The organism is Haloarchaeobius iranensis (assembly GCF_900103505.1).
GTDB classification, from domain to species: Archaea; Halobacteriota; Halobacteria; order Halobacteriales; family Natrialbaceae; genus Haloarchaeobius; species Haloarchaeobius iranensis.
This window is the reverse complement of record NZ_FNIA01000001.1, coordinates 115462-141132: the sequence shown is the minus strand read 5'-3', so window position 1 is coordinate 141132 and position 25671 is coordinate 115462. Positions and strand designations below refer to the sequence as shown.

General features: G+C 69.4%; 24 protein-coding genes. 4 read left to right on the top strand and 20 right to left on the bottom strand.

Translation table 11 applies throughout. The features are described from left to right. Nucleotides 1-6: 6 nt before the first annotated feature. From BLT27_RS00620 to BLT27_RS00610, 3 genes are all read right to left on the bottom strand, one after another. Nucleotides 7-1623: a tryptophan--tRNA ligase gene (locus BLT27_RS00620; RefSeq protein WP_089731092.1), complete on the bottom strand. Its 1617-nt coding sequence runs from the start codon at nucleotides 1621-1623 to the stop codon at nucleotides 7-9. A 78-nt stretch (nucleotides 1624-1701) separates the two neighbouring features. Continuing rightward, nucleotides 1702-2139 carry a universal stress protein gene (locus BLT27_RS00615; RefSeq protein WP_089731091.1) on the bottom strand — a complete coding sequence of 146 codons (438 nt, stop codon included), beginning with the start codon at nucleotides 2137-2139 and terminating at the stop codon, nucleotides 1702-1704. Nucleotides 2140-2190: 51 nt separating this feature from the next. Next, the gene (locus BLT27_RS00610) at nucleotides 2191-3276 is read right to left on the bottom strand and encodes a sulfite exporter TauE/SafE family protein (RefSeq protein WP_089731090.1); all 1086 of its coding nucleotides are present in this window, start codon (nucleotides 3274-3276) and stop codon (nucleotides 2191-2193) included. A 185-nt stretch (nucleotides 3277-3461) separates the two neighbouring features. On the opposite strand from BLT27_RS00610, the gene BLT27_RS00605 reads away from it, so the two are divergent. Next, nucleotides 3462-3653 carry a hypothetical protein gene (locus BLT27_RS00605; protein ID WP_089731089.1) on the top strand — a complete coding sequence of 64 codons (192 nt, stop codon included), beginning with the start codon at nucleotides 3462-3464 and terminating at the stop codon, nucleotides 3651-3653. Nucleotides 3654-3720: 67 nt separating this feature from the next. Here the strand turns inward: BLT27_RS00605 and BLT27_RS00600 are convergent, their stop codons facing one another. The 10 genes from BLT27_RS00600 to BLT27_RS00555 all read right to left on the bottom strand — a co-directional run bounded on the left by BLT27_RS00600 (nucleotide 3721) and on the right by BLT27_RS00555 (nucleotide 15756). Continuing rightward, complete coding sequence (locus tag BLT27_RS00600; protein ID WP_089731088.1) at nucleotides 3721-4830, bottom strand: 3-oxoacyl-ACP synthase; 1110 nt, start codon at nucleotides 4828-4830, stop codon at nucleotides 3721-3723. After that, nucleotides 4827-6005: a branched-chain amino acid ABC transporter permease gene (locus BLT27_RS00595; protein ID WP_089731242.1), complete on the bottom strand. Its 1179-nt coding sequence runs from the start codon at nucleotides 6003-6005 to the stop codon at nucleotides 4827-4829. The genes BLT27_RS00600 and BLT27_RS00595 overlap by 4 nt, the downstream gene beginning before the upstream one ends. A gap of 214 nt (nucleotides 6006-6219) precedes the next feature. Further along, nucleotides 6220-7227, bottom strand: coding sequence for a branched-chain amino acid ABC transporter permease (locus tag BLT27_RS00590; protein WP_089731087.1), 1008 nt, complete (start codon nucleotides 7225-7227; stop codon nucleotides 6220-6222). Continuing rightward, nucleotides 7224-7922, bottom strand: coding sequence for an ABC transporter ATP-binding protein (locus BLT27_RS00585; RefSeq protein ID WP_089731086.1), 699 nt, complete (start codon nucleotides 7920-7922; stop codon nucleotides 7224-7226). The genes BLT27_RS00590 and BLT27_RS00585 overlap by 4 nt, the downstream gene beginning before the upstream one ends. Continuing rightward, the gene (locus tag BLT27_RS00580) at nucleotides 7919-8755 is read right to left on the bottom strand and encodes an ABC transporter ATP-binding protein (RefSeq protein ID WP_089731085.1); all 837 of its coding nucleotides are present in this window, start codon (nucleotides 8753-8755) and stop codon (nucleotides 7919-7921) included. The genes BLT27_RS00585 and BLT27_RS00580 overlap by 4 nt, the downstream gene beginning before the upstream one ends. Before the next feature lie 3 nt (nucleotides 8756-8758). Then, nucleotides 8759-10165, bottom strand: a complete 1407-nt coding sequence (locus tag BLT27_RS00575; protein ID WP_245707567.1) for an ABC transporter substrate-binding protein — start codon at nucleotides 10163-10165, stop codon at nucleotides 8759-8761. Between the two features lie 86 nt (nucleotides 10166-10251). After that, nucleotides 10252-10956, bottom strand: a complete 705-nt coding sequence (locus BLT27_RS00570; protein WP_089731083.1) for a helix-turn-helix domain-containing protein — start codon at nucleotides 10954-10956, stop codon at nucleotides 10252-10254. Between the two features lie 104 nt (nucleotides 10957-11060). Then, complete coding sequence (locus tag BLT27_RS00565; RefSeq protein ID WP_089731082.1) at nucleotides 11061-12995, bottom strand: PKD domain-containing protein; 1935 nt, start codon at nucleotides 12993-12995, stop codon at nucleotides 11061-11063. 243 nt (nucleotides 12996-13238) lie between these two features. Further along, nucleotides 13239-14918 carry an AMP-binding protein gene (locus tag BLT27_RS00560; protein ID WP_089731081.1) on the bottom strand — a complete coding sequence of 560 codons (1680 nt, stop codon included), beginning with the start codon at nucleotides 14916-14918 and terminating at the stop codon, nucleotides 13239-13241. Next, nucleotides 14911-15756 (bottom strand): alpha/beta fold hydrolase, encoded by an 846-nt coding sequence (locus tag BLT27_RS00555; RefSeq protein ID WP_089731080.1) that lies wholly within the window; start codon nucleotides 15754-15756, stop codon nucleotides 14911-14913. Before BLT27_RS00555 ends, BLT27_RS00560 begins: the two co-directional genes overlap by 8 nt. Nucleotides 15757-15844: 88 nt before the next feature. On the opposite strand from BLT27_RS00555, the gene BLT27_RS00550 reads away from it, so the two are divergent. Both BLT27_RS00550 and BLT27_RS00545 read left to right on the top strand, forming a co-directional pair. Continuing rightward, nucleotides 15845-16279, top strand: coding sequence for a MaoC family dehydratase (locus tag BLT27_RS00550; RefSeq protein ID WP_089731079.1), 435 nt, complete (start codon nucleotides 15845-15847; stop codon nucleotides 16277-16279). A 503-nt stretch (nucleotides 16280-16782) separates the two neighbouring features. Further along, nucleotides 16783-17811, top strand: a complete 1029-nt coding sequence (locus BLT27_RS00545; protein ID WP_089731078.1) for a DNA primase large subunit PriL — start codon at nucleotides 16783-16785, stop codon at nucleotides 17809-17811. Here BLT27_RS00545 and BLT27_RS00540 read toward each other — a convergent pair whose 3' ends face one another. From BLT27_RS00540 to BLT27_RS00520, 5 genes are all read right to left on the bottom strand, one after another. Continuing rightward, nucleotides 17812-18033: a DUF7472 family protein gene (locus BLT27_RS00540; protein WP_089731077.1), complete on the bottom strand. Its 222-nt coding sequence runs from the start codon at nucleotides 18031-18033 to the stop codon at nucleotides 17812-17814. A gap of 43 nt (nucleotides 18034-18076) precedes the next feature. Beyond that, nucleotides 18077-19132, bottom strand: coding sequence for a DUF7350 domain-containing protein (locus BLT27_RS00535; protein ID WP_089731076.1), 1056 nt, complete (start codon nucleotides 19130-19132; stop codon nucleotides 18077-18079). Between the two features lie 67 nt (nucleotides 19133-19199). Further along, nucleotides 19200-20498: a DUF7405 family protein gene (locus tag BLT27_RS00530; protein WP_089731075.1), complete on the bottom strand. Its 1299-nt coding sequence runs from the start codon at nucleotides 20496-20498 to the stop codon at nucleotides 19200-19202. A gap of 165 nt (nucleotides 20499-20663) precedes the next feature. Further along, nucleotides 20664-21176: a winged helix-turn-helix transcriptional regulator gene (locus BLT27_RS00525; RefSeq protein ID WP_089731074.1), complete on the bottom strand. Its 513-nt coding sequence runs from the start codon at nucleotides 21174-21176 to the stop codon at nucleotides 20664-20666. Further along, nucleotides 21173-21517 (bottom strand): DUF7471 family protein, encoded by a 345-nt coding sequence (locus tag BLT27_RS00520; RefSeq protein WP_089731073.1) that lies wholly within the window; start codon nucleotides 21515-21517, stop codon nucleotides 21173-21175. The genes BLT27_RS00525 and BLT27_RS00520 overlap by 4 nt, the downstream gene beginning before the upstream one ends. Nucleotides 21518-21712: 195 nt before the next feature. Here BLT27_RS00520 and BLT27_RS00515 point away from each other — a divergent pair, with 195 nt between their 5' ends. Continuing rightward, nucleotides 21713-22330: an SWIM zinc finger family protein gene (locus tag BLT27_RS00515; RefSeq protein WP_245707565.1), complete on the top strand. Its 618-nt coding sequence runs from the start codon at nucleotides 21713-21715 to the stop codon at nucleotides 22328-22330. Nucleotides 22331-22481: 151 nt separating this feature from the next. Here BLT27_RS00515 and hjc read toward each other — a convergent pair whose 3' ends face one another. Together hjc and BLT27_RS19510 are read right to left on the bottom strand one after the other, a co-directional pair. Further along, nucleotides 22482-22907 (bottom strand): Holliday junction resolvase Hjc, encoded by a 426-nt coding sequence (hjc, locus tag BLT27_RS00510; RefSeq protein ID WP_089731071.1) that lies wholly within the window; start codon nucleotides 22905-22907, stop codon nucleotides 22482-22484. Between the two features lie 60 nt (nucleotides 22908-22967). Beyond that, nucleotides 22968-25583 (bottom strand): hypothetical protein, encoded by a 2616-nt coding sequence (locus tag BLT27_RS19510; protein ID WP_089731070.1) that lies wholly within the window; start codon nucleotides 25581-25583, stop codon nucleotides 22968-22970. Between the last annotated feature and the right edge of the window lie 88 nt (nucleotides 25584-25671).

Here is a 25671-nt window from a genome sequence, read left to right as displayed (position 1 = left end):
ACGCAGTCAGGCGCGGTCGGTGTCGAGGTCGATGTCCAGCTCGGCGAGCAGCGTCTTCGCCTCCTCGCGTTTCTCCTGGTGGTCCGCGAGGAACTCCCGCATCAGCTCGGCCGCCTGCTCCTTGCAGCCGCCACAGAGCCGCTCGCCGCCGACGCACTCCTCGTACACCTCGGTCGCGAGGTCGTCGTCGTCGTTCGCCAGCAGGTAGGCGTACAGCTCGTAGACGGGGCAGTCGTCGGCCTCGCCGCCGAGTTCGCGCTGCTCCTCGGCGGTCTCGCGGCCGCCCGTGGTCGCGGCCTTCACCTTGTCGTAGCCGTCCTCGGGGTCGTCGAGCAGGCTGATGTGGCTCGCCGGCACCGAGGAGGACATCTTCCCGCCCGTCAGCCCGGTCATGAAGCGGTGGTAGATGGACGACGGCGGGATGAAGCCGTAGCCGCCGTGGTCGACCTCGACCTGCCTGGCGAGCTCCTCGGCGGCCGCCACCTCGAGGTCGAACGAGTCGACGTGCCCCTCGTAGACGCGCTTCTCGCCCTCGACGGCGTCGATGAGTCCCTCGAACGCCTCGTCGGTCGCCTGTCGGTCGAAGAAGCGGGTGCGGGGCCGGAACGGCTCCATGCCCGCGGACTGGAGCTTCGTCACGACGCTCGCGCGCGCCGACTCATCGAGTTCGGGCACCTCGACGGTCGGCCGGTCGGCCTCGAAGTCGACCGTGTCGGCACCGTGGGCGAGGTACTGTGCGGCGTGGACACAGCGGACCGTCGTCTCGCCGCCGTCCGCGAGGTCGTCCAGCGCGTCCCACGCCTCGCGGAGGAGTGCGCGCTCTGCGTCGTCGGCCTCGAAGCTCGCGTACGCCTCGGTCACCTTGAAGAAGCGCATCCGGGTCGCCAGGTCCCGGGCCAGCCGCATGTGCGGGTCCTGGTCCGGCCCGACCGGGATGACCGTCGGCTTCGGCTCGTCGAGCTGCGGGTAGAGGATGTCCGCCATCTGGGTGACGACGCTCTGCATGTGGCTCACGTCCGTCTCGCCGTCGAAGCCGTAGATGGCCTGCAGCTCGGAGTAGTTCGCCTCGATGCCGAGCTCGAACGCGAGGTCCTGCAGCTCGCGGTTGTCGGACTGGCGGTAGAGCTCGCCCTCGTCCGGGTCGAACCCGAGCGCGAGCAGGCTCAGGAGGTAGTCCCGCGAGTGCTCGTCGATCTCGTCCCAGGTTAGTCCCCGAGCCGAGTGGGCCTCCAGGTCGGCGATGAGGCCGTAGGCGTCGCCGCCGCGCTCCTGGTGCCAGATGATTTCGTCGAACACCAGCTTGTGGCCGATGTGGGGGTCGCCCGTCGGCATGAACCCCGACAGGACGGCGAACGGCTCGTCGTTCCGCATCGCCGCCGCCACGGGCCGGTAGTCGCGATGGCCGAAGATGACCCCGCGTCGCATCAGGTAGTGCGGCTTCGGCACCTCGGGCAGCAGCTGGTCGAACTCCTCGATGCCGAACTCCTCGAACAGCTTCCGGTAGTCCGCGACGGTCGAGGAGCCCCACGGGTCCAGCGCCACGTCGTCGGCCCCCTCCGCGACGGCGTCGCCCCCGTCGGGCAACACGTCGTCGTCGGCCGGAGCATCCGTATCGCGCGTCATTCTGATACCGGTAGGTGGCGGTGGCGCGCGCAAAAAGCTTCGCTTGTGGGTCGTCCCGCGCCAGCGCCCGCCCGCCGCTCAGTCCGCGGAGAGTCGGACCGTGACGACCGGCACCGGCGACTTCCGGACCACCTGCTCGGCGACGCTCCCGATGAAGTAGTGGTCGAGCCCGGTCCGGCCGTGGGTGCCCATCACGATCATGTCGACCGCTTCGTCCTCGACGAAGCCGAGTATCTCCTTCCGGGGGACGCCCTCGCGTCGGTGCGTCTCCACGGCCAGTTCGTCGGGCAACGCGGCGACCGTGGTCTCGACCGCCGCGTCGGCCCGCTCGCGCTCGGCCTGCGTCCACGCCTCCGGCGAGAGGCCGCTCGTCGGGCTCTCGAACCGGTTGCGCGTGTCCACGACCGAGAGGACGCGGACGGTCGCGTCGAACCGCTCGGCGAGCGTGGTCGCGTGCTCCGCTGCGGCGTCGATGCCGTCGCTCCCGTCCGTCGGCAGGAGGATGTCGTCGTACATACCGGATGGCGCGCCGGGAGCGTCTTGAAAGCCGGGATTGCGAGCGCCGGTTCAGAGCCCGCCGGTCGCCATGATGAACAGTGCGAGGGCGATGATGGCGAACAGCACGCCGACGCCTTTCTTGATGATGCTGGTGTCGAGCGCGGCCGAGACGTAGGGCGCGATCTGGCCGCCCAGCGTCGTCGCGGGGACGGTCCAGACGACGATGTCCCACGGGGTCGACGCGAGGTCCATCGTGTGGCCGCCGACGAGGCCGCCGCCGAAGACGTGGACGAGGGAGGCGAGGACGGCGGTCGTCGCGACGACGATGTGGTTCGTGCCGATGGCGACGCGCACGGGCACCTTCGTCCGGAGCATCGAGATGATGCCGAGTTCGCCGATACCGAAGCCGGCGAGGCCCTGGAAAACGCCGCCGATGCTGTAGTTGAGGAACCGCTCGACGTAGCCGCCCCGGGAGTACTCGTAGTCGTTGCCGTCGCGGTCGACGCGGGTGACGGTGCCCTCGTCGTCGATGGCGACGCCGGCCGGGCCGAGCTTGTCGGCGTCGTTCGGGAGCTCGCCACCGTCGGCGGACACCTGCCCGGTCTCGTCGGGGCTCCCGCTGGGCTCCTCGTGGCCGAGGTTGGCCCGGAACAGGAGGTAGGAGGCGGCGAGCAGCGCGACACCGAGGAGGGTGTGGAACAGCCAGGCCGGGATGACGAAGGAGAGCAAGGCGCCGGCGACGACGAACGGGACGGCCCCGAGCACGAGCGAGGTCGCCAGCCGGCGGTCGACCAGCCCGTACTGGATGAACGCGAGCGCGGAGCTGGACAGGCCGAACGACTCGCTGATGAGGCCGATCTTCACGAGCGTCTGGGATTTGAGCACGTCTCCCGTGATGAGCGGGTAGATGAAGATGAGGAAGGGGACGAACAGCGCGGAGCCGCTGATACCGACCGTGTTGACGATGGTCGCTCCCGTGACGAACACGAGGAACATCCACCAGTAGTTGAGCCAGTAGCCCAGCCCGGAGCCCTCGGTCGGTGCGAAGAAGTACACACCGACGACGAACAGCAACGGGGCGAGGAACACGAAGACGTGCTGGTACTTGAGGAAGGTCTTCTGGATGCTTCCGGACGACGACGGCGATTCGGTCATTGGGGGTACCGGCACCGTTGGGAGGTGGGGTATAAGTGCATTTTTCTCTCGACCGGCTCCGGTGGATGGAATGCGAATTTCGAAGGACTCGGCGGAGAGCGACTGTAACGAGAGGTGCGGCACCGCCGCCGTCACGTACTAGAATTCCTAATATTTATTGTACGGGTCGTGGTATACAGTAACGTATGAGTTTTCCAGAGGGGCAACCCGACCCGAGCGAGCGGACGCCGGTAGACGACAGTGGTGACACGGTCGACCCTGCCCCGACGGACGGACCGTTCTCGGCACCGTTCGAACCGCTTCGACGCCACCTCCGCACGTGGGCGGGTCGCTACGTGGAGATGCGCGTCGAAGCGCGGACCGGTCGTCGGGAGTAGCACCCACTCGCTTCTCGCGGTTCTCGGAGCGGGCAGCATCTGCCACGTCGACCGTGACCGCCGGCCGCTACCCCCGCCAGGTCAGGCAGGTCGCGGCCCAGGTGTAGCCAGTGCCGGCGGCGAGAAAGAGCACGTCGTCGCCCGGTTCGACGCGCCCCCGAGCCAGACCCTCGTCCAGCGCCAGAATCTGGTCGGCGGACTGGACGTGGCCGTAGTCGTCGAGGTAGTAGGCGTCGGACTCGGGGTCACAGCCGAGGTCGTCGCAGAGGTCCTCGTGGAACGACCGCTTCATGTGCGTCACGGCGATGAAGTCGACCGACTCGACGCCGGAGCGCTCCATGGCTGTCTCGGCGACCTCGCGGAAGTTCGGCAGGCTCACCTCGGCGAGCCGCTCCTTCATCGACTCCTGGTTCGGCACGTCGAGCGTGTGCAGGCCCGAATCGACCGTGTCGTGGCTCGGCGGGCGCTTCGAGCCGCCGGCCGGCATCACCACGTCGTCGGCGAACGAGCCGTCCGTGACGGCCGCGCTCTCGCCGACGGTCGCGCGGACGCGGTCGCCGTCGGGGGCCGATTCGAGCACCATCGCGCTCGCGCCGGAGCCGAAGTTGAACATGAACGAGGAGCGCTCGTTCTCGTAGTCGACGAGGTCCTCCTCGCGGCTGGCGGCCACGAGCAGCGCGCGGTCGACGTGGTCGGCGAGCAGCTGCGCCTTCGTCCCCCGGACGGCCAGCGGCGCCCCCGCACAGAGCGCGTAGGACTCGTTCGCGTAGGCGTTCTCGGCCCCGAGCGCCTCGGCGATGGCGGCCGCGGCGGACCAGACGACGTGGTCCTTGTACTCGCTGCCGTGGTACAGCACGAGGTCGAGGTCGGCGGCGTCAAGGCCCGCGTCGGCGAGCGCCTCGCGGCCGGCGGCCACGGACATCTCCGTGGCGTGGTCGCCGTCGGGCGGGCAGACGTGCTTCTCGCGCAGGCCCATCTTCTCGACGACGACGTCCTCGGGGATGCCGCTCTCCGCGGCGATGGCTTCGCCGGAGACCGTCTCGTCGGGGACGTACGTCCCGTAGCCGGTGAGCGCGACGGTCGTATCGCCCTCGACGGGCCCGCCGCCGTCGGTCGTGGCGGTCGCGTCGCCGCCGTCGGAGTCGGGCCCGCCGCGGTCGGGCCCGGACCCGGTCACAGTTTCCACCCCCGGACGCGGCGCTTCACGGCCGCGGCGACCTGTCCGGCGACGGTCCCACCGAGGTAGCCCCGGAGCGTTCCGAGCAGCCCGTTGGGAACGTACAGCACGAACAGGACGAACAGCAGGCCGATGTAGAGGCCGGCGCGACCGTTGAGGAACACCTCGATGGCCTCGGCGACGGTGAAGCCGTCGACGATGACCGTGTTCAGCGTCCCCTCGCCGAGCTGGCTGCGGAGGTACGGCAGCAGCCCGCCGCCCTCCTTCGTGAGGAACTCGTGGAGCCCTTCGTGGAAGAGCCGGCCGAACAGCGGGCCCGCGACGGTGCCGAAGCCGCCGATGATGGAGGCCAGCAGCGCGTCGCCGGCGGTGAGGAAGTAGAACGAGTTCTCGGGCGCGACGGAGGTCCGGTAGCCCGTGAACAGGCCGCCGGCGACCGCCCCGAAGAACCCAGAGATGGCGAACGCGCCCATCTTCACGCGGAAGGTGTCGTAGCCGACAGCCCGGGCGCGCTCCTCGTTCTCGCGGATGGCGATCATCGCCCGCCCGAACGGCGAGTGGACGATGCGCTGCAGCATGAAGTAACAGACCAGCACGACCAGCCCGACCATGTAGTACGACACCTCGCCGGGCCCGAGGACGATGGTGTGGCTGATGGGGGCGAGCGCGTCGATGCCGGTCATCGCCGCGAAGTCCATCCCCCAGGTGAACGTGTCGCCCTGGAGCTGGCCGATGCTCATGTTCAGCGAGTCGACGTACGGCACGCCGATGGAGAAGCCGTCCTGTCTGCCGAGGACGGCGATGCCGTCCCGCGGGTTCGAGCCGAGGTAGTCCCAGTTCGAGAAGAACACGTAGAGTATCTGGGCGAACCCGAGGGTGATCATCGCGAAGTAGACGCCGGTGAGCCGGAACGCCACGCTCCCCATCAGCAGCGCCAGCACCACGGCGAGGATGCCGGCGAGGAGCAACAGCACCATGAACGGGGTCCCGCTCCCGAGCAGCGGCACCTTCCCGTTCGCGACCAGGATGACGAAGTACGCGCCGAGACCGTAGAACGCCGAGTGGCCGAAGGAGAGGTAGCCCGTGTAGCCGCTGATGAAGTCGAAGCTCATCGCGAACAGGCCGAAGTAGAACACCGTAATCATCGTCTGCACGCGCGGCAGGAACATCGCCATCTCCGCACCGACGAGCGAGCCGGTGAGGAACGTGTGGGCGAACGGGTAGAGGCCGAAGAAGGCGACGACGAACGCGTGGGCGACGTGTCCGCGGAGGTACTCGACGAGGTAGTGCTCGCCGGTGGCCGTCTCGCTCGCCACGTCGGCCGAGTCCGCGGTCGCGGTGCCGCCGTCGGCGTCGGTCGCGCCGTCGTCGGGCGCGTCGGTGGGCTCGCTAATGGCCACCCACCTCCTCGACGCCGAACAGCCCTTGGGGCCGCAGGACGAGCGTCCCCACGAGGATGAGGAAGATGAACAGCTCCGGCAGCGCGGAGAAGCCGACGATGTCGCTGGTGAACAGCTCGGTGGTGAACGCGTCCACGAACCCGACCAGCACGCCGGCGACGACGGTCCCCCGGAACGTGCCGAGGCCGCCGACGATGACGACGACGAACGCGGGCAGGAGCACCTCAGCACCGAGGTTGATGCTCGCCGCCCACGCGCTGTCCCACATCAGCAGCGCCCCGGCGACACCGGTGATACCGACGCCGACGCCGAAGACGACGGTGAACGCCTGGTGGACGTTCACGCCGAGGGCCTGTGCCATCTCGCCGTCCTCGCTGCCGGCGCGGATGTAGAGGCCGTACCGGGTACGCGTGAGGAAGAGCCAGACGCCGGCGGTGATGGCGACGCCGAGCAGTATCTGGAACACCTCCAGCCCTTCGACACCAAGGCCGAACACGTCGTGGGTCTTCGAGATGACTTCCGGACGGGTGCCCTGGGCCGCCAGCCAGTCCGTCGAGGGCTGGATGTCGTAGAACAGCAGTATCATCCGCAACAGCTCCTCCAACACGAGCGTGATGCCGAAGGTGAGCAGTATCTGGTACAGCGGCGGTCGGTCGTACAGCGGCCGGATGAGCGACACCTCCATCGCGCCGCCGAAGGCCGTCAGCAGCGCGAACACGACGACGATGGCGACGAAGAACAGCGCGATGCGGCCGACGTTGCCGGACGCGCTCGCGGCGAACGTCACCATCACGAGGCCGCCGAGGTACGCCCCGATGGCGGTCAGCGAGCCGTGCGCGAAGTTGAGCACGCCCATCAGGCCGAAGATGAGCGTCAGCCCCGCCGCTATCATCACGTAGATGGAGGCCTTCGCCAGGCCGTCGAACAGCACCCGTGCGAGCACCGCCGGGTCGAGAAAGTGCAGGGCGGCGTCGACGAGGGAGACGAGCGGAATCACGTCAGGTACCTCCGTATCTCCTCGTCGTCGGCGCTGACGCCCTCGGTCGTGTCGGAGTGGACGACCTCGCCGTGGTCCATCAGGTAGAACCGGTCCGCGAGGTCCATCGCGAGCGGGAAGTTCTGCTCGACGAGCAACAGCGAGGCATCCTCGGAGACCGCGCGCAGCGCGTTCGCCACGTCCTCGACGATCTGTGGCGCGAGCCCCTCGCTGGGTTCGTCGACGAGCAGGAGGTCGTTCTCGCCGACGAGACCGCGCGCGATGGCGACCATCTGCTGCTGGCCGCCCGAGAGGTTGCCGGCCTTGCGGTTCCGGAACTCGCGGAGGTCGGGGAACGCCTCGAACGCGCGGTCGAGGTGTGCGTCGACCCGCTCGCTGTCCTTCACCGCGACCTGGATGTTCTCATCGACGGTGAGCTGGGAGAACATGCGTCTGTCCTCGGGAATCCAGCCCATGCCGGCCTGGGCGACCTCGTGGGTCTCGCTGCCGGTCACGTCCTCGCCGTCGTAGGTGACGGTCCCGTTCCGCGGCGGTGTCAGCTGGAGCGCGGTCCGCAGGGTCGTCGTCTTCCCGACGCCGTTGCGGCCGACGAGCGCGACGGTCTCGCCGGGGTCGACGTGCAGCGAGACCCCTTCGAGGATGTGGCTCTCGCCGTAGTACGTGTGGACGTCCGCGAGTTCGAGCAGGTGGCTCACGCGACGCCACCCCCGTCCTCGCCGGTCGTCCCGCTGCCGTCGCCGCCGTCGTCGCTGGCGGTCGGCGCGTCGGGGTCGTAGCCGCCGAGGTACGCCTCCTGGACCGCGTCGTCGTCGCGCACCTCGGTCGGCGGGCCGTCGGCGATGAGTTCGCCCTGATGCAGCACCGCGATACGGTCCGCGAGGTCCATCACGACGTCCATGTTGTGCTCAACGAGCAGGACGGCGTGGTCCCTCGCCACGTTCCGGATGAGGTCGACGACCTCGTCGACGCTCTCGGAGGAGACGCCCGCCGCCGGCTCGTCGAGCAGCAGCACGTCGGGATCGCCCGCGAGCGCGACGCCGAGCTCCAGCTGGCGCTTCTCGCCGTGGCTGAGGTTCCGAGCGACGTCGTCGGCTTTCGCGGACAGCCCCACCCGTTCGAGGATGGATTCGGCCTCGTCGACGTACTCCGGGAACGCGTCGACGTTGCGCCAGAAGCGCGACGTCGCGTTCCCGTGGGCCTGTGCCGCGACGCGGACGTTCTCCCGGACCGTCGTCGTCGGAAACAGGTTGGTTATCTGGTACGAGCGGTGGAGGCCGGCGCTCGCCGTCTCGTGCGGCGCAAGCCCGGTCAGGTCGTGCCAGCCGTCGTCGTCGTGGAACTCGACGCTGCCTTCGCTCGGCTCGAGCTCGCCGGTGAGCAGGTTGAAGAACGTCGTCTTCCCCGCCCCGTTCGGGCCGATGAGCGCGCAGCACTCCTCGCTGTCGAGGGCGAACGAGACACCGTCGACGGCGGTGATGCCGCCGAAGTGCTTCGTCAGCCCGTCGGTGCGTAACACCTGGTCCCCCATCGCCTACAGGTCGCAGCCCATCCCGGGGTCGTCAGCCGGGATGGTCGTCTGGTCCTTGCTGACGCGGGCGACGGGCTCACCCGGCATGATGCTCGCGCCCCAGCTGTCCGCGAACTCGTCGGTCGTCGGGACCGGGTAGGCGACGGTCATCTCGGAGCGCGCCTGGTTGTTGTACTCCTGGTAGGTGTACGCGTCCGTGCCCTTCGGCGTGTCCGCGACCGTCATCCCCTTCATCGAGCTCGCGATATCGACGCCCTCGGTCGAGCCGGACGCCTGCACGGCCTGATGGACCGAGGAGGCCGCCGTGAAGGTCCCCGACGTGAACAGGTCGGGCACCTTCCCGTAGGCGTTCGTGTACATGTCGACGAACGCGGTGTTGATGTCGTTGCTGTACTGGTTCCAGTGGTATCTGGTCGTGAACGGGCCGATCTCGGCGTCGCGAATCTTCTGGGCGGTCAGCGGCTCGCCCAGCAGGTTCGTCAGGACCTGGCCGACGACCGCGTTCGTGATCTCCGTGGCGAAGCCGCCGAAGATGCGCAGGTCGTAGTTCGCCGCCGTCGTCATGAAGTTCGGGAGCGTCGCGACCGTGAACCCGCCGACGACCGCGTCGGCGTTCGCGCTGACCGCCTGCTCGAACAGCCCCTCGAACTCGGAGTAGCCCTGCGGGACGAACCGCTCGCCGACGATCTCGATGCCGTTCGCCTCGAGCACCGTCCGGTAGTTGTTCACGACGGCGCGGCCGAACGAGTAGTCCGCGCCCATCAGGAACACGCGCTGGATGTCCGTCTCCTGTGCGGCGTAGGTGCCGCCGGACCGGGCGTCCATCGCGGTGTTCTCGTTGGCGCGGAACACCTGGTCCGAACAGGTATCGCCGTTCGCGGTGACGTCGGCCGAGGCCGCCGGCCCCGCGATGAACGGCACGTCGACCCCGGACGTGTTCACGACGGTCTGTGCGACCCGGGTCGCCGACCCGGACGAGGAGCAGCCAAAGAGCACGTCGACGTCGTCCTGCTGGACGAGGTCGGTCGCGGCCGTCTGTGCCACGTCGGCCGAGAACTGCGTGTCCTTGAAGACGAGCTCCCAGGTCACGTCGTCGTCCTCGACGGTCCGCGTTCCGGTCTGGACGTCCGTCAGCGGGTCCGAGTCGGTGCGGTAGGCCAGCCCCGAGAGGAAGCCCCAGATGGCCTGCATCCCGTAGTACTGGAGGTCGCCGGACATCGGCTGCATGATGCCGACCTTGACCGTCCCCGAGGCCGACACGTCCGCCTGGGTCGTGGTCTGCTGTCCACCGGCGTTGGTCGTGCCCCCGTCAGTGGCTGTGTTCGTTTGCGTATCCGTACCTTCGCCGTCACCACCACTCGTGCAACCGGCGAGCGCGCCGGAACTGAGTGCACCCAACGTGGCCATCATTCGTCTTCGTGAAATGCTCACGCGCGACATACTCGATACTATCGAATCAAGACGGGCAAGAATTGCGAGGTTAACATGTTAAATACTCAGTCGTCGAGCTCGGACAGCGCGTCGACGACCCGCTCGACCATCTTCTGCTGGCCGCGGCGGAGGTTCTTCGAGACGGCCGGTTTCGAGACACCGAACTCGTCGGCGAGGTCGCCGAGCGTCGTCTCCCGCGGGCTCTCGAAGTAGCCCTCGGTCGCCGCGGTCTCGAGTGTCTGGCGCTCCACGTCCGAGAGGTCGCGACAGCCCCCGATGAGCGTCATCGCCGCGCCCGCGTTCTGCACGATGTCGTTCATCGACGGCAGCGTGACCGTCTCGCGCTCGACGACGTCGAACTCGTTGGCCTTCTCCAGCTCCGAGAGCGTGCCGTCGGCCCGCCCCTCGTCGTCGAAGCCGACGTGCCACATCTCGCTGCCGTCCTCGATGTAGAACGGGCCCGTGATGTAGCCGTCGTTGCGGCGAATCGTCTCCATGGCGTCGGTCTGGCCCATCACGGTCTTCAGGTGCGCCACGTCGTCACGCTTTGCCAGCAGGTCGATGTCGTGCATGTGGTCGTGCTCCTGCAAGGCGTGCAGCCCGTTGTCGAGCGCCCCTCTGTCTGCCCCTTCGACGACCATGCGGCATTCGAGCTCCTCCGCGACCGGGTGGAACTCCCAGTGCGCCGCCGCGAACGCCACGTCGTGGTCGGTGGTGGTGTCGATGAACGGGCAGTCGTACTGCTGCATGTCCATCGAGAGATCTATCATAATCGTTCGTGCCTAGTGTTCACACATCGGTACGTCCGTTCATAAGCGTTTCTTTCCCATAGCCGGCTTTCACGCCGAAACGAGAGAATCGAACCCGTCAGCCGTCACTCTCGGACGAACCGGGACACGACCGCGAGACAGGCGACCAGCAGGGCCGCCGTCCCGAAGATTGCCAGGAGGGGGGCTCGCGGCTCGTCGCCATCGTTCGCCGGTGCCTGCGTGCCCGGCTCCTGTGGTTGTGCCGGGTCGGCCGCCGTCGTTGCCGGGGCGGGCGAGGCTGGGGCGGCGACCGCGACGGTGCCGTTCTCGGCCATCGAGACGTCGGCCGTGGTGGCGTTGGCCGCACCCGTCGGGACGGACCGGTTCAGCCGCTCCCAGCCGTCGTCGGTCCGGGTGAGCAGCGAGATGTTGTCCGCCGCGGCCCCGCCGTCGACGGTGAGCTCGGCGTCGACGGACTCGACGTGGGCCATCGCACCGCCGACGGAGAGCCCGCCCAGCCCCCGGTGGCCAGCGGAGAGGTTCAGCTCGTCGTCGGTGTGGGTCCGGACCGTCAGCTCGAAGCTCCCGGCGCGGTCCACGGCGACGGTCAGGTTCGACAGTGAGACCGAGCGGTTCTCCGCGGGAACCGGGACCTCGACCGTCGCGCCCGCCTGCGCCCGCTCGACCCGAACCGTCAGCCCGTCGGCGGGCGTGCCTGTCGTCGTGACGACGTTGACCTCGGTGACGGTCACGGTCGCCGTGTCGGTGTCGGTGTTGCCGGCCAGGTCGGTGACGGTCACGGTCGCGTTGTAGGTGCCCGGCTCGTCGAAGACGTGCGTCGGCGTCGTTCCGTTCGCGGTCCCCCCGTCGGTGAACGACCAGGTGACGTTCGCGATGCCCTGGTCGTCGCTGGAGTTCGTCGCGTCGAACGCGACCGCCTCGCTCACGTTCGCGACGTAGCCCGCCCCGGCGTCGGCAACGGGTGGCGTCGTGTCGCCGGGGTGTTCGCCGCCATCGTCGCCGTCGTCGGAGTCGTCGCCGTCGTCGGAGTCGTCGCCGTCGTCGGAGTCGTCGCCGTCGTCGGAGTCGTCGCCGTCGTCGCCGTCGTCGCCGCCGCCACCGCCGCCACCGCCACCGCCGCCGCCGCCGCCGCCGCCGCCGCCACCGCCGCCGCCACCGCCGCCGCCACCACCCTCGGTCTCCTCGACCGTGACGTTCGTGGTGTCGGTGCCGACGTTGCCGGCCGCGTCGGTCGCGGTGAGCGTGACCGCGTACGTGCCGGGCTCCTCGAACGTGTGCGTCGCGTTCGCACCGGTGGCGTTCGTGCCATCGCCGAACGACCAGGTGTACGCCGCGATACCGACGTTGTCCGACGAGCCGTTCGCGTCGAAGGCGACGGTGGTGCCCGCATCGACGGTGCGGTCGTCGCCCGCGTCGGCCACCGGCGCGGTGGTGTCGGTCACGGCCACAGACCCGTTCTCGAGGGCCGTCGTCAGCTGGGCCGACTCGTTGTTGACCGAACTGTCCTCGGACTCGAACCGCAGCGCCGACGCCGAACCGAGGTCGCCGGTGAGTGTGAACGTCACCGCGGCGGCCGTCGGGGACGCGGTGCCGTTCGCGCGGGACTGGGTCACGAACACCCAGCCGGCGCTCTCGTTGACGTTCTGCACCGGGTCGTCGAAGTCGACGCCGGAGACGGAGTCGAACTGGAGCACCGACGGGTCCCAGGAGAGGTTCGCCTGGTAGCCCGCGATGCTGTCGCCCGTCGTCGTGATGTTCACCGTTACAGTCTCGTTGGCCCCGGCTTCCACGTCCGCTATGGCCATCGCCGCCGCGGCGGAGCCGTTCCCGGCCAGTGCGGTGTCCCCGCCCGTCCCGGTGCCCGCCGGGTCGAGCGACGCGCCGCCGCCGGCGCTGTCCTGGGGGGTGGTGCTGTGTCCCCCGCCCTCCATCGCCGCGCCAGCGAGCGGTGCAGCGAGCACCGCCAGGACGACGACGCAGACGAGCCACAGTTTCGATTGCCCGACGCTCCCCCCGCTCTTTCGGTATCGTACTGTCATTCGTGATCCCCACCGCGCCCCCCGCACCGTCGACGGCCCCCAGACCACCGACAGCGGTTCGATTCACGGGATTCGCGGTATAGTTACTACGAATATACTCTGTATAAAAATATCTTTCCCTGCTTTACACACAGTAAACTTACAACTTGTGTCGCATGACGGGGGTCTGCTGGCAGGTTCTGCGACGAGCGTCTCGGGTGTCGGTCCACCTCGTCGAAAATCGTGCCGCGTAGTCCTCGTCGGCTACTCCCCACCGAACTCCCGTGCGATGGCCTCGCGGTCGATCTTCGACGGTCCCGACGTGGGCATCTCGTCGACGAACGCGAGGTGGCGCGGACGTTTGAACCGGGCGAGCGTGCCGTCGAGGAAGGCGGTCAGCTCGTCGAGCGTGAGCGACTCGTCGCCCTCGACGACGGCCTTCCCGACCTGGCCCCACTGCTCGTCCGGGACCGGGACGACGACGACCTCCTCGACCTTCGGGTGACCGGAGACGACGTCCTCGACCGCGGCGGGGTAGACGTTCTCCCCACCGGAGACGTACATGTTCTTCTTGCGGCCCTCGACGTAGACGTAGCCGGCGTCGTCGCGGCGGGCGAGGTCGCCGGTCGACACCCACCCCTGGCCGAACGTGGCTTCGGTCTCCTCGGGGGCGCGCCAGTAGCCGGCCGCGGCGTGTGGACTGGCCAGTTCGAGCTCGCCGACGGTGCCCGGGTCGACGTGGCGTCCGTCGTCGTCGACGATGCGCACGTCGACGTGCATCGCGGGGAGACCGACGCTGTCGGCCTTCTCGTGGGGCCAGTCAGTCGGCATCGTGAAGTTGTTCGGCCCGCACTCGGTGAGCCCGTAGCCCTGCGAGAGGTCGACGCCGCGGTCCCACCACGCCTGCATCACCGACGCCCGGCAGGGGCCGCCACCCGACTTCACGAACCGGAGCGTCGAGAGGTCGGCGTCGTCCCAGCCGTCGGCCTGCGTCATCATCCGGAGGACGGCCGGCACCGCCACGAGCAGCGTGGCGTCCCGCTCGTCGACGATGGAGAGCACCTCGGTCGGGTCGAACTCGCGCGCGATGACGACCTCCGCGCCGAGGTGGAACAGGGGCACGGTGAGCACGTTCCAGCCGCCCGTGTGGAACATCGGGAACACCATCGGTGTCACGTCCTCGGGCCGCAGCCCCCACGCAGTGATGGTGTTGACCGAGTTCCAGGCGATGGTGCCGTGCGTGAGCACCGTCTCCTTCGGCGTGCCCGTCGAGCCGCCGGTGTGCAGGAACAGGTGGGCGTGGTCCTCGTCGACGGCCGCGGGCTCGACCGGCGACCCGTCCTCGGGCACGGCCGCCGCGAACGACTCGTGCTCCGTCTCGCCGAGCCCGAGCACCGGGCCGTCGTAGTCGCAGGCGTCGTGGGCCAGCGCCTCCTCCAGCAGGTCGGCGAACGGCTCCTCGACGACGAGCAGCGACGGTGCGACGTCCGAGAGCAGCTCCCCCAGCTCGCGCGGTGCGAGCCGGTGCGACAGCGGCGCGAGCACGCCCCCGGTCTTCCCCGTCGCGAAGAACAGGTCGACCAGCTCGGGCCGGTTCCGCGAGACGACGGCGACCCGCCCGCCGACCGTCACGTCCCCCGGGTCGCCGTCGCTCGGGGTCGCGCACCCGGCCCCGCCGACGTTCGGCATCGTCGAGGGGTCGTTCGCGTCGACCCCGTGCTGCCCGAGCAGCCGGGCGACCCGGTTCGCACGCCGGTCCAGCCCGGCGTAGGTGTACGACTCGCCGGTCGTCGCGTCCCGGAGCCCGACGCGGTCCGGCGAGAGCTCGGCCCGGCGCTCGGACCAGGCGCCGACCCAGCCACCGGCTCGTGTCCCGGCCGCCGAACCGACCCCCTCTCGGCCGTCCGGCCGGTCGGCCGTTCCGTCACCGCGTGAACTACCCATCGTGTGCCTCCGCGCCCGCGTGCGAGCCACCTGCGTGGACCATCGCGTGCCCCCGGATGTTCGCCGTCACCTCGTCCGCGGACTCGATGAAGAACAGGTGCGACCCCCCCTCGTACAGCTCGAGTTCGGCGTTGGGAAGCGCCGCGCCCAGCCGCTCGCCGTTCTCGACCGGGAGCACGCGGTCGTCGGTGCCGTGGAGCACCAGCGCCGGCAGCGTCAGCTCGTCGAGCCACGGCGTGCTGTCGAAGGCCGCGACCGCGCCGGCTTGGGCGTTCCGCGCGGCCTCCGGTGCGTCGGAGTCGAGCCGCCAGCCGACGATCTGCTCGACGAGTTCCTCGTTCTCCGCGGCGAACGACTCGGTCATCGCGGGCGTCATCTTGTAGCGGATGGCCTCGCGCTCGTCGTACCCCTCGGGCACGTCGAACATGTACTCCTGTGTCTCCGGCGGGGTCTCGACGGCGTCCTCGCCGCCGTGGGAGGTACAGAGCAGCGTCAGCGAGATGGCCCGGTCGTAGTCATGGGCGTACTGCTGTGCGGTCATCCCGCCCATGCTCGCCCCGACGACGTGCGCCTCGTCGATGTCTTCCGCTTCGAGCACGGCCTCGAGGTCGCTCGCGAACGCCTCGATGCTGTACGCCTCCGGCTCCTCTGGGACCTCGGACTCACCGGTTCCCCGGTTGTCGAAGACGACGGTCCGGTAGTCCTCGAGTCGTTCGCGCTGGAACCGCCACATCCAGCGTGCGTAGCCAAGCCCCTCGCAGAAGGCGACGACCGGCGCGTCCTCCGGTCCGTCCACCTCGTAGGAGATAGTCACCCCGTCGTTGTCAACGGTCGGCATGTTCGTGGCAACGATTGTCGGGATAGAAAAGACCCCGTTTTACATGTTAACCCCTAGCTTGAACCGGATACGACGTTCCCCTTCGGACATGACAGTTGCGACGGTCGGGGACTCCGCCACGGCACGCATGACGGTATCGACGGACGAGATCGAGGACTACGCCGCGCTCGTCGGCGACGACAACCCGCTCCACGTGGACGACGGCTACGCCGCCGAGACGATGTTCGAGGGCCGCATCGCCCACGGGATGCTCCCCGCCGGCCTCGTCAGCGCCGCACTCGCCGACCTCCCCGGCGACGTGGTGTACGTCTCGCAGGACCTCGAGTTCCGCGCGCCGGTCCGCCCCGGCGACACCGTCGCAGCCACCGTCGAGGTCGTCGAGGACCTCGGGGAGGGCCAGCTCCGGGTCCAGACCACCGCGGACGTCGACGGCACGACCGTCCTCTGCGGCGAGGCCGTCGTCCTCTCGCTCGCCCACGAGCCCGCCGAGGGCAGCTGCGAGGCCGAGGCCGGCGCGGACTGAACGACTTCTGACGACGCTCGACCCGAGGAAGTTCACAAAAATCGTAAACTCCCGAGTTTCCTCGACACCTGACCAGCCGACCGGCGCGCGGCTGGTGAGATGGTGCGACCGCAGGGAGCACGTCGAGCCATCCGCGCGAGGGATGAGCGAACCGGCGCGCAGCGGAGGTGAGCGAATCGGCTGGGGAGGCGTGAGGTGCGGGTGCGGTGGGTGGGGCTGAAAGGGGCTGCTCGCTCGACGGCTGCAACTCGCTGCGCTCCTCGTTCCTGCGGTGCCTGAGCGCGACGCGCTCAACTAGCGAGAGCTTCGCTCTCGCGTCGCTTGCGTCGTTTCGCCTGTCGAGCGAGCAGGGGCTTTCTGGTTGTTTGCGGTAGCAGCTGTTCTCGCCGACGCCGGCTCGTCCCGGGGATTGACAGCGGCCTCAACCCTGCCGCACTCGCCCCAGTACACGTCCGTAAGACCGACCGTCGCGTTTATCCGGGCACAGCGGGAACGTGACGCCGATGGAGCGTCTCCACGCCCGGTACCCGTTCTTCGCGGCCGCCCGCGAGGCGGTCGACGCGGCGGCGGTCGACCTCGGCGAGCTGGTAACCCGGCCCGACGAGCCGGCGGTCGACCGCGCGGTCGACCGGGTGGTGTCGGCGCTCACCGACCACACCATCGGCGAGCCACACGGGGACGACCGCATCGAACTCCTCTCGTATCCGGTCGCCCGCGTGGTCGTCTCGCTCGTCGACGACCCCGTCGTCACCCGGACGTACGCGAAGGCCGAGGCGGCGACCGCCCACGAGCGCGTGCTCGCCGACCTCGACGGCGGGGACGACCTCAAGTTCACCACCAACGACACCGACCTCACCGTCGAACGACTCCTCGCCGAGTTCGACCTCGAGGACGAGGTGGTGCCGACCGAGGACGGCTACGAGGTCGCCGTCACGCGGTACCTGCAGCTCGCGGCCGACCTCGACGACCCGGACTGGCGGCTCCCGCGACGGAGTCTCGCCGCCGGCGACGTGCCGGTCACACGCGACGAGCTGCTCGAACTGCTCCGGGCGGCCATCGAGGAGCGGGTCGCCGCCGGGCTACCGTTCGCCGTGCCGGACGCCATCGCCGCGGAGCTCGACCACGCCGTCGCCGCCGTCGAGGACGTGCTCTCGGACCCCGCGATTCCGACCGAGTTCGCCGATGTCGACCCGGCGGCGTTCCCACCGTGCATGGACGCGTTGCTCGAGCGAGCCCGCGCCGGCGAGGAGCTCCCCGACCACTCCTGGTTCGTCCTCCTGTCGTTCTGTGCGACGGTCGGCATGCACGCCGAGGAGGTCGTCGCCATCGTCGACCCGGGCGACGAGACGGTCGCCGAGCGCATCCGCTACGGTGTCGAGCGCGTCGCGACGTCGGAGGGAGAGATCGCGTACCCGCCGGTATCGTGTGCGACCATGCAGACGTACGGCGACTGTGTGAACAAGGACGAGACCTGCGAGACAATCGCGCACCCGCTGTCGTACTACGAGACGCGACTCGCGGCCGACGACTGATTACTCCTCGTCGTCCGGGTTGAGCCAGTACTGGCGCGTGTAGCCGACGATGGCCATCAGGACGACGAAGCCGGCGATAGCGTAGGCGAGCATCTGGCCTCCCTGGGTACTCAGCACACCCGTGTCGTTCCCGTAGGCCATCCCGACGTAGGCCATGGCGGCGATGACTGCCAGGACAGAGGCGCCGGCGACCACGACCTCCTTGACGGTATCAGCGTCCATCTCGTGTCGGCGTTTCAGTGGCCGGGACAAAAGCGTGTCGTACTCACGCTACCGGCAGCGTCATCGGCTCGAACGACAGGAACGCCGTCTCGTAGCCCTCGTGGCGGGCCACCTGCGGCGGGATGGTCACCCGGAGCTCGATCTCGTCGCCGGACTTCAGGGCGTCGAGGCCGCCGGCGTAGTGGTAGCCGAGTTCGGGGTCGAGGACTGCGCCGAGCTCCCCGTCGAAGAGGGACTCGCCGTCGCGGACGACGGTCATCTCGAGACCGAGCCGGGGAATCAACATCCCGTTGTGTGGCGTCCGCGGCGAGACGGCGACGTGGGTGCCACCGCCGAACCGGTCCGCCTCGACCGCCTGCACGACGAACTGTGCGTCGCCGGCGCTGGCGGTACCGACGGTCGCTCCCGGCAGCTCGTCGGGCGACGGGGCGATTCCCAGCGGCATGTCCATCATCGTCATCGCGTCGACGGCGGTCCGGTCACCGGCCCGGTCGGGCGTGTTCTCGTAGGAGATGTTTTGCTTCTCGGCCTCGCTGTAGGAGAGGTCGAGGTCGATGCTCGTCGACTCCGTGAACCGACCGTCGAACGAGCCGGTCGTCTCGACGCCGCTCAGGCCTCCGATGTCGACCTCGACGGTGTAGTTCGCGGTGCCGTCGAGCGCGAAGTTCGCACCGTAGTGAAAGCCCATCGGCTGGGAGAGCATCGGGTAGATGACCTCCTCGGAGACGACCTCTTCATCCTTCGTGACGGCGATGCTGACGCCGGCGTCGGGCACGACGACCCCGGTCTCGGGGTCCCAGACCGCCACCATGACGTGGGCCGCGTCGTCGGACCGGATGGAGTGCTTCGTGACCGCCGAGCCGGAGACCGTCCAGAACCGGTGTGGATAGCTGTACATCACGGCGGCGGCGAAGTCGCCCGACTGTCCCATCTCCTCCATCTGCATCCCCTCGACGTGCGTGGGATGGTAGACGGCGTCCGGGCGGTCCGAGAGGACCGGCGGCTGTCCGGCTGTCCGTGTCTCCAGCAGCCCGAAACAGCCGGCCAGCCCGGCGCTCGTCGTCCCCGCCGCGGCGGCGAGGAACGTGCGTCTGTTCATGCCCGTGTCTCGGTGACTGACGGAAAAACGGCTTCTGGTTTACCCGTCGAAACGGCGGTTCCGGCGGCTACTCGGGGCGCGGGGTCGGGAGTGCACGGTGCGTGCGGGGCGGCAGGAGGAAGTTCCCGCGTCGCTTGACGAACGTGTACTCCTGGATGCCGTTGTTGACGCGCTGGCGGATGGTCGGGGTGTCGGTCAGGTCCTCCCCCGCCATCGATGTCTTCGTCGCGACGAAGTCGCTGATTCCCTCCTGAACTGCGAGGAAGTGCAGGCCGGCCTCGCCCTTGTCGGTCGAGTCGAAGTCGCGTCGGAGGATGATCGGCCGGCCGTCACGGCGTGCCCGGGCCGTCTTCTGTGCGTGGCCGACGCGCCCGGCCGAGCGGGCGTCCTCCCTGACCGTCTCCGCACAGTCGCCGGCGCCGGAGTCGTCGCCGAGGTTCTCGCCGACGCCCTCGACGGTTCCCTCGTCGGCGTGGGCGGGGCAGAACATCTCCGCGACGCGTTCGTCCTGGTCCTGCTCGACGTACCAGTCGTCGAGCCGGAGCCGGATGCGCGAGACGTGTTGGGTGGTCGCGCCAGCGAACGGTCCCTCGGAGATGGTGACGTCCTCCTCCGTCGCCTGGTTCTTGTCGAAGCCGGACTTGAACCCCATGTAGAGCGGGGACTCCTCCGGCACGTCGGCCTCGTCGGGGATGCCCGACACGTCGCTGTTCTCCGCCGGCAGCCCGCCCCCGACGAAACCGGTCCGGCGGCCGGGGAACTCGTCGGGAAGGTCGAGCACGTCGCCGAGGTGAGCGTCCATCTCGACCCCGTTGGCGGTGTCGCTGTGGCCCTTCAGGGCCTCCTCGGCCTCGAGCAGGGCCGCGCCGCTGTCGCTGGCGAGGTGGACGACGACGTCGTTCGTGTCGAGGTCGGGGTCCTCGAACGAGGTGAGCGCCGCCGGCTCGGGCAGGTCCACGGAGTCGGGGAGGGACTCGTCGAACCGGTCGAAGTAGCGCGGCGAGTAGCCGACGGTGAACAGCAGCCCCTCGTTCGACCACTCGAAGGCGCGTTCGAGGCTCTGGAGCGCGGATTCGACCGTCTCACGCTCGTCGGCCGTGGGTGTCCCGTCGCCGGCGTAGTCCGCGTACAGCAGGACGTGGTGACTGGCGAGCACGTGGTTGCCGTGGTCGTCGCTCGGGAGGGCGCCGTTCCAGGCGTGCTGTCGGTCGGGCAGGCTGGTCGGGTCGTCCGTCCCGGTCGGGATGGACTCGGCGCCGTCGCCGAACCGACCGAGACAGGCAGAGAGGGCACTCATGCCGCCGATGGCGACCGCCGCCTTGACGAACTCGCGGCGGTCGATTCCGCGGCTCTCGCTGGGGGTCATTGCGATACATTTGGAACTCTCCAGCAAAAAACGGCGTGGTGCGCGAGTCGAAAGGGCGAACAGGCGACGAGCAGCGCTCGCGCCGGGGGTCGTCGCACACCCGTCCAGGCCGCCGGCGCGCGTCGGTCAGGACACGCCGGGACTGGCCGCGTGTTCGGCTATAAACTACTCGGCGAGCAGCTCGTCGACCAGCAGCGTGAACCGGTCCACGAGGCGCGCGGGCATCGTTGGTGTCACGTCCGAGAGCAGTTCGCCGGTGCGTTCCGGGGCGGCGAGGACCAGCGTGACGCGGTTGTGTGCGTCACGCCGCTTCTCGACGAGGCCCGCCTCGACGAGGTTGTCCACGTGGTGCTCGAGCGTCGAGCGGGCGATGCCGACCTCCTCGGCGACCGTCGCCGGCCCCAGCGGTCCGTCCTCGATGAGCGTCACCAGCACCTCGCTGGTCGTCTCCCGGCGGATGAGCGCGACGGCCGCGCGGTCGAAGGCGTCGTACCCCGGTGGGTAGTAGTGCGTCCGTCCGAACAGCTCCTCGCGGACGACCCGCCCGGTGTCCACGAGGTCGCGCACGTGGTACTGGACCTGCCCCGGCGCGACGGGCAGTTCCCGGACGAGTTCGTTGAAATGTATTCCCGGCGTCCCCTCGATCTCGGTCGCGATGAGTACTCTCGTCTCTGTCATTGGTTCAGTCCCGTTCCCTGCCGGAGCGACCGCGCGTACCACACCGCACCGACGACGAGCGCCGTCATCGCCACGTCGAGACCGTGCTCGACGAGGTGGTGGGTCGCGTCCGGAAGCATCCCCAGCATCGTGACCCACGCCACGGCCGAGCGCGCCGCGATGGCGGCCAGCGCGAGCACCACGAGCAGATACGGCCGCGAGCGTCGGCGGACGTAGGCGGCCAGCCCGAGTCCGAGCAGGATAGCCGACCCGAGCGCGGCCAGACCGACGACCGCGAGCAGTACCGGGTCGACGATGGTTGTCTGTGCGTGGAGCGGTGTGGCCCCCGGTGGGAAGCCCATTTGACCGCTGTAGGTGTCCAGGACACCTCAATCGTTCGATTCGGGTGGAAGACTTACGTACCCACGACCCCTATTTCTACTCGAAACCGAACCGTGCTGAATCGGACGGTTCGATAAAGGAAACCCATGGCGCACACCAGAAGCACACCCGAGTCGGTGCGGCCCGACTCGTCGCCCCCACCGACGGCAGACACCATGTCACGGTACACGCGTCCCGTACCCGTCGACGCCCACCTCGACCCACGGTCGCGGCGGGCACGAACCGAACCGATGGCCGTCGCCCCGCTCGGGAGCGGCCGCTACGCCGTCGCGACCGAGCACGGTGCGTACCTCGTCGATGTCCCCGAGCACCGCTGTACCTGCCCCGACCACGCGTTCCGCGGCGAGCGCTGCAAGCACCTCCGGCGGGTCGCCATCGAGATCACCGAGGGCGCAGTGCCGCCGCCGAGTCACGTCGCCGCCGGCTGTGCGGTCTGTAGCACGACGACGTTCGTCCACCGGGACGCGCCGAGACCGCACCTCTGCGACCGACACGCGCTCTCCCGCGGCGACCTCGCCACGGACCGCGAGACGGGCGCGACCGTCCTCGTCGTCGGCGTCTCGCCGCGCCGGGCCGACGAGGTCCGCATCGAGAGCCACGACTGCACCGTCGCCGAGTACGAGACGAACCGCTCGTATCCCGGGGACGACCCGGTCGTGACCGCCGTGTTCCCGGCGGGGGCCGAGTTCGACGACGGCACGACGCCGGACTCGCTCCGGCTCTACTCGTTCCCGGTGTCGCGGCTCCGGCGGCTCGACACCGGGAACGAGTGAGGCCGACCGGGCCCGGGTTCAAGTAGCAAGGCGGGGCCAACACGGGCGTGCCCTGACGATTTTCCGTCCGGCGCGACGCGGTCGCGCGGTGTGTCGCCGGACGTCCCCGAGCGCCGCCGGCACCCGCTGCGCCACAGCACCGCCTGTCCGCCTACTCGTACTCCCCGAGGTCGCGTTTCCGCGACCCGCCGACGAACTCCTCGAAGTCGGTCCCGTCGGCGAGCGCCGTCTCCTTCTTCACCCGGTAGTTCCCCCCGTCGGTCGTGTGCAGGTCCGCCGGGTGGAAGAAGTACCAGTCCTCGCGGTCGAAGCGGACCCCGATCCTGGCCTTCGCGCCGAAGTTCTGCGAGAAGTAGAGCAGCGCCTCGACCTCCTCCCCGTCGAGGTAGATTGGCCGCCCCGAGGAGGACTTCGCCTCGATGGCGTAGAACCGCTCGCCGTCGCCCGCGAGGACGTCCGGTAGCTCCCGCTCCGTCGCGCTCCCGCTCGCCGGCGCTCGCATCACCGCGAAGCCGGACTCGTCGAGGCGGTTGACGAGCTCGCGCTCCCGCCTGTCGCCCTTGCGGTTGGAACTCATGAGGATTCCTCGGCGAGCGGCGAATAAAAATGACCCGTCGTCGGCTGCGGGTGCGTCGGACTACACCGCGTCGTCCTCGACCGGCTCGGTGCCTCTGTCCGCGTCCATCCGCTGTTCCTCGGGGTCCCCGTCGTCGTTCTCCACGGCCTCGATAGCTGCAGCAGCAGCGGCGGCCACGTCCTCGGTGTCCGCATCGCCCGCGACGCCATCCTCGCCGGGAGCGTCAGCTGCCTCGTCGGCCTCGTCGATGTCGTCATCTGCAGCGTCGGCTGTTTCCTCGTCGCCGTCCGAGTCGTCGCCGTCCGGCGGCTCGCCGTCCCGGGACAGCCCGGAGTCCTCGTCGTCCCGCTCGCCCGCGTCGACGGGTGCTGGCTCCGCGCTGGCGTCGTCCGCCATCTCTGTGACGTCCGTCTCGTCGCCGGACTCGTCTCCTGGCTCGTCCACGCCCAGGTCGATGTCGCCGGCTCCGAGGTCCGCCTCGGCACCGAACTCGTCGCCTTCACTGTCCCGGTCGTCGGTGGCGGCCTCGGAGACGACATCGTCGCCCGCTTCCCCAGGGGCGTCGGGTTCGCCCTCGTCCTCGGCTGCGGCTTCGTCGTCGGTGACAGTCTCAGCGGGGGTGTCGTCTGCCTCCGCAGCGGCACCGGGTGCCCCGTCGACCGTCTCGGCAGCCGGGGACGGTTCGGGCTCGTCAGCCGTCGACTCGTCCGCGGCCGCGTCCGTGTCCGGCGCCTCGACGGCGTCGCCCTCGTCGCCCTCACCGGGTTCGCCGCCGCCGCCGGAGGCGACCGCATCCGCACCCGGAACGCCGGTGTCGGCTTGGCTGTCACCGACCGGCAGGATGTCGCCGGGCTGGAGGTACCACCAGCCGCCGAGCAGCAGCGCCCCGAGGAGGAAGGCGCTGAGCGCGATGGACGCCGCGCCGGTCGCGGCGAGCACCAGCGAGAGGAGGATTCCGCCGGCGCCAAGCGCCAGCAGCATCACGGCCCGGAGGTTCGTCTCGATGCGCTCTTCGATGACGGCGTCGACGTCGGCCTGCGTGACGTACTCCGCCTGCAGCGTCTGCTCGATAGCAGCGACATCGGTCTCCGTATCGGTACGGAGGTCGGTGACGCGCCCGGTCAGGTCGTCCCGCACCGTGTCGGTCGCGGCCTCGCGTTCGGCCCGGAGCGCCTCCACGTCGGCCACGAGGTCCGTTCGGACCGACTCTATCTCGGCCCCGAGTTCGGAGCGTGCCGCCTCGACCTCGTCGCCGAGGTCCGAGCGGGCGGCGTCGACGGCGCTGTCGAGTTCGCTCCGGACCGTCTCGAACTCGTCGCTGGTCGACGCCTCGTGCTCGCCGACGCGGTCGCGGAGCGCGTCGAGGGCGTCGGCGCGAGCCGCCTCGTCGTCGAGTTCGGCGAGATGCTCGTCGGTCTCGGTCAGCGACTCTGCGGTGGCCATCCGGGCCTCGACATCGTCGACGTCGTCCGCGAGCGCGTCGAGGTCGCCGGCACGGGCGGCGGCCTCGTCGAGTTCGTCGACACGGCCCTCGAGCTGCTCGACCGTCTCGGACCGGGCGGCATCGGTCGCGAGGTCGTCGAGTCGCGACTCCAGCGCCGCGAGTCTGTCGACCTCGGCCTTGGCCTGGTCGAGCGTCTCGACGGCGTCCCGGACGGTCTCGAGGTCGCTCTGGGCGGCGGCCCGCTCGTCCAGGTCGGCCAGGTCCGCGCGGGCCTGCTGGACGTCTGCCGCGTCGGCCTTGAGTCCGTACAGCTCGGCGATGCTCTCGTCGAGCTCCTCGATCTCGTCCTCGAGCTGGTCGCGGCGCTGCTGGACGCGGTCGCGGAGGCGGTCCAGGAAGGCCGCGGTCGATTCGGACAGCTCGAGGTTCAGCGCCGACGCGATGGCGTCCCGGTCACCCTCCGGGAGTCGCCCCTCGCGCAGCTCGGCGGCGAGGACGGAGCCGACCGGCTCGCCATCGCGTGCTGCCGGAGCCGGTTCGGACGCCGCCGGCTCCGACGGCGTCTCTGTCTCCTCGGAGTCGTCGCCGACGTCGTCGTCGTCGAACACCGACGATGTCTCCGCTTCGCCGGGTGCCGGCTCGGCCGCCCCGTTCGGGTCGTCCAGCGAGAGCGTCTCGACCGTCTCGTCCGCTGCGTCGTCGTCGGCTTCGTCGGCCCCGGGGCCGTCGTCCGCGTCGCCAGCCTCGGGCTCGTTCACGCTCATCTCCTCGCCGTCGACGTTCAGGGTGGAGACCGCTTCGCCGTCGGCGGCGCCGGCGTCGTCGCCGTCCACCGTCACCGCTATCGACGGCTCGTTGAGGAACGGCTCGGGGTCGTCGAGCGACGAGCGTCGGACGCCGTACACCGTCGTCACCGACTCGTCGGGGTCGAGACGGCGGCGATACGCGATGTCGTGTGGCCCGGTCCGTCGCCAGTTCTCGGCCTCGTAGTCGTCGTGGAAGCCGAACTCGTCCGGCTCCAGCGACGGCGGTGTCGAGTCGCGAAGCGCCAGTGTCACCGGTTCGTCGCGCATCGACGCGACATCGTACGTCACGACTGGCACTGCAGCCCCCCGGTCAGTCACCCACTTCCGAACCCGGACGCCCCCCTCGGCGACCACCACGGCATCACCGTCCGCTGGTGGCCAGTCGACTGATTCCTCGTCCGCCGATAGTTCGTGTTCCTCGCTCACGTTGGTACATCAACATCCTCTCCCCATTTCATCCTATCGGAAGGTTTCATGGAAATTAAGAGTTCAACGGGGTAAATTGATGCAAACC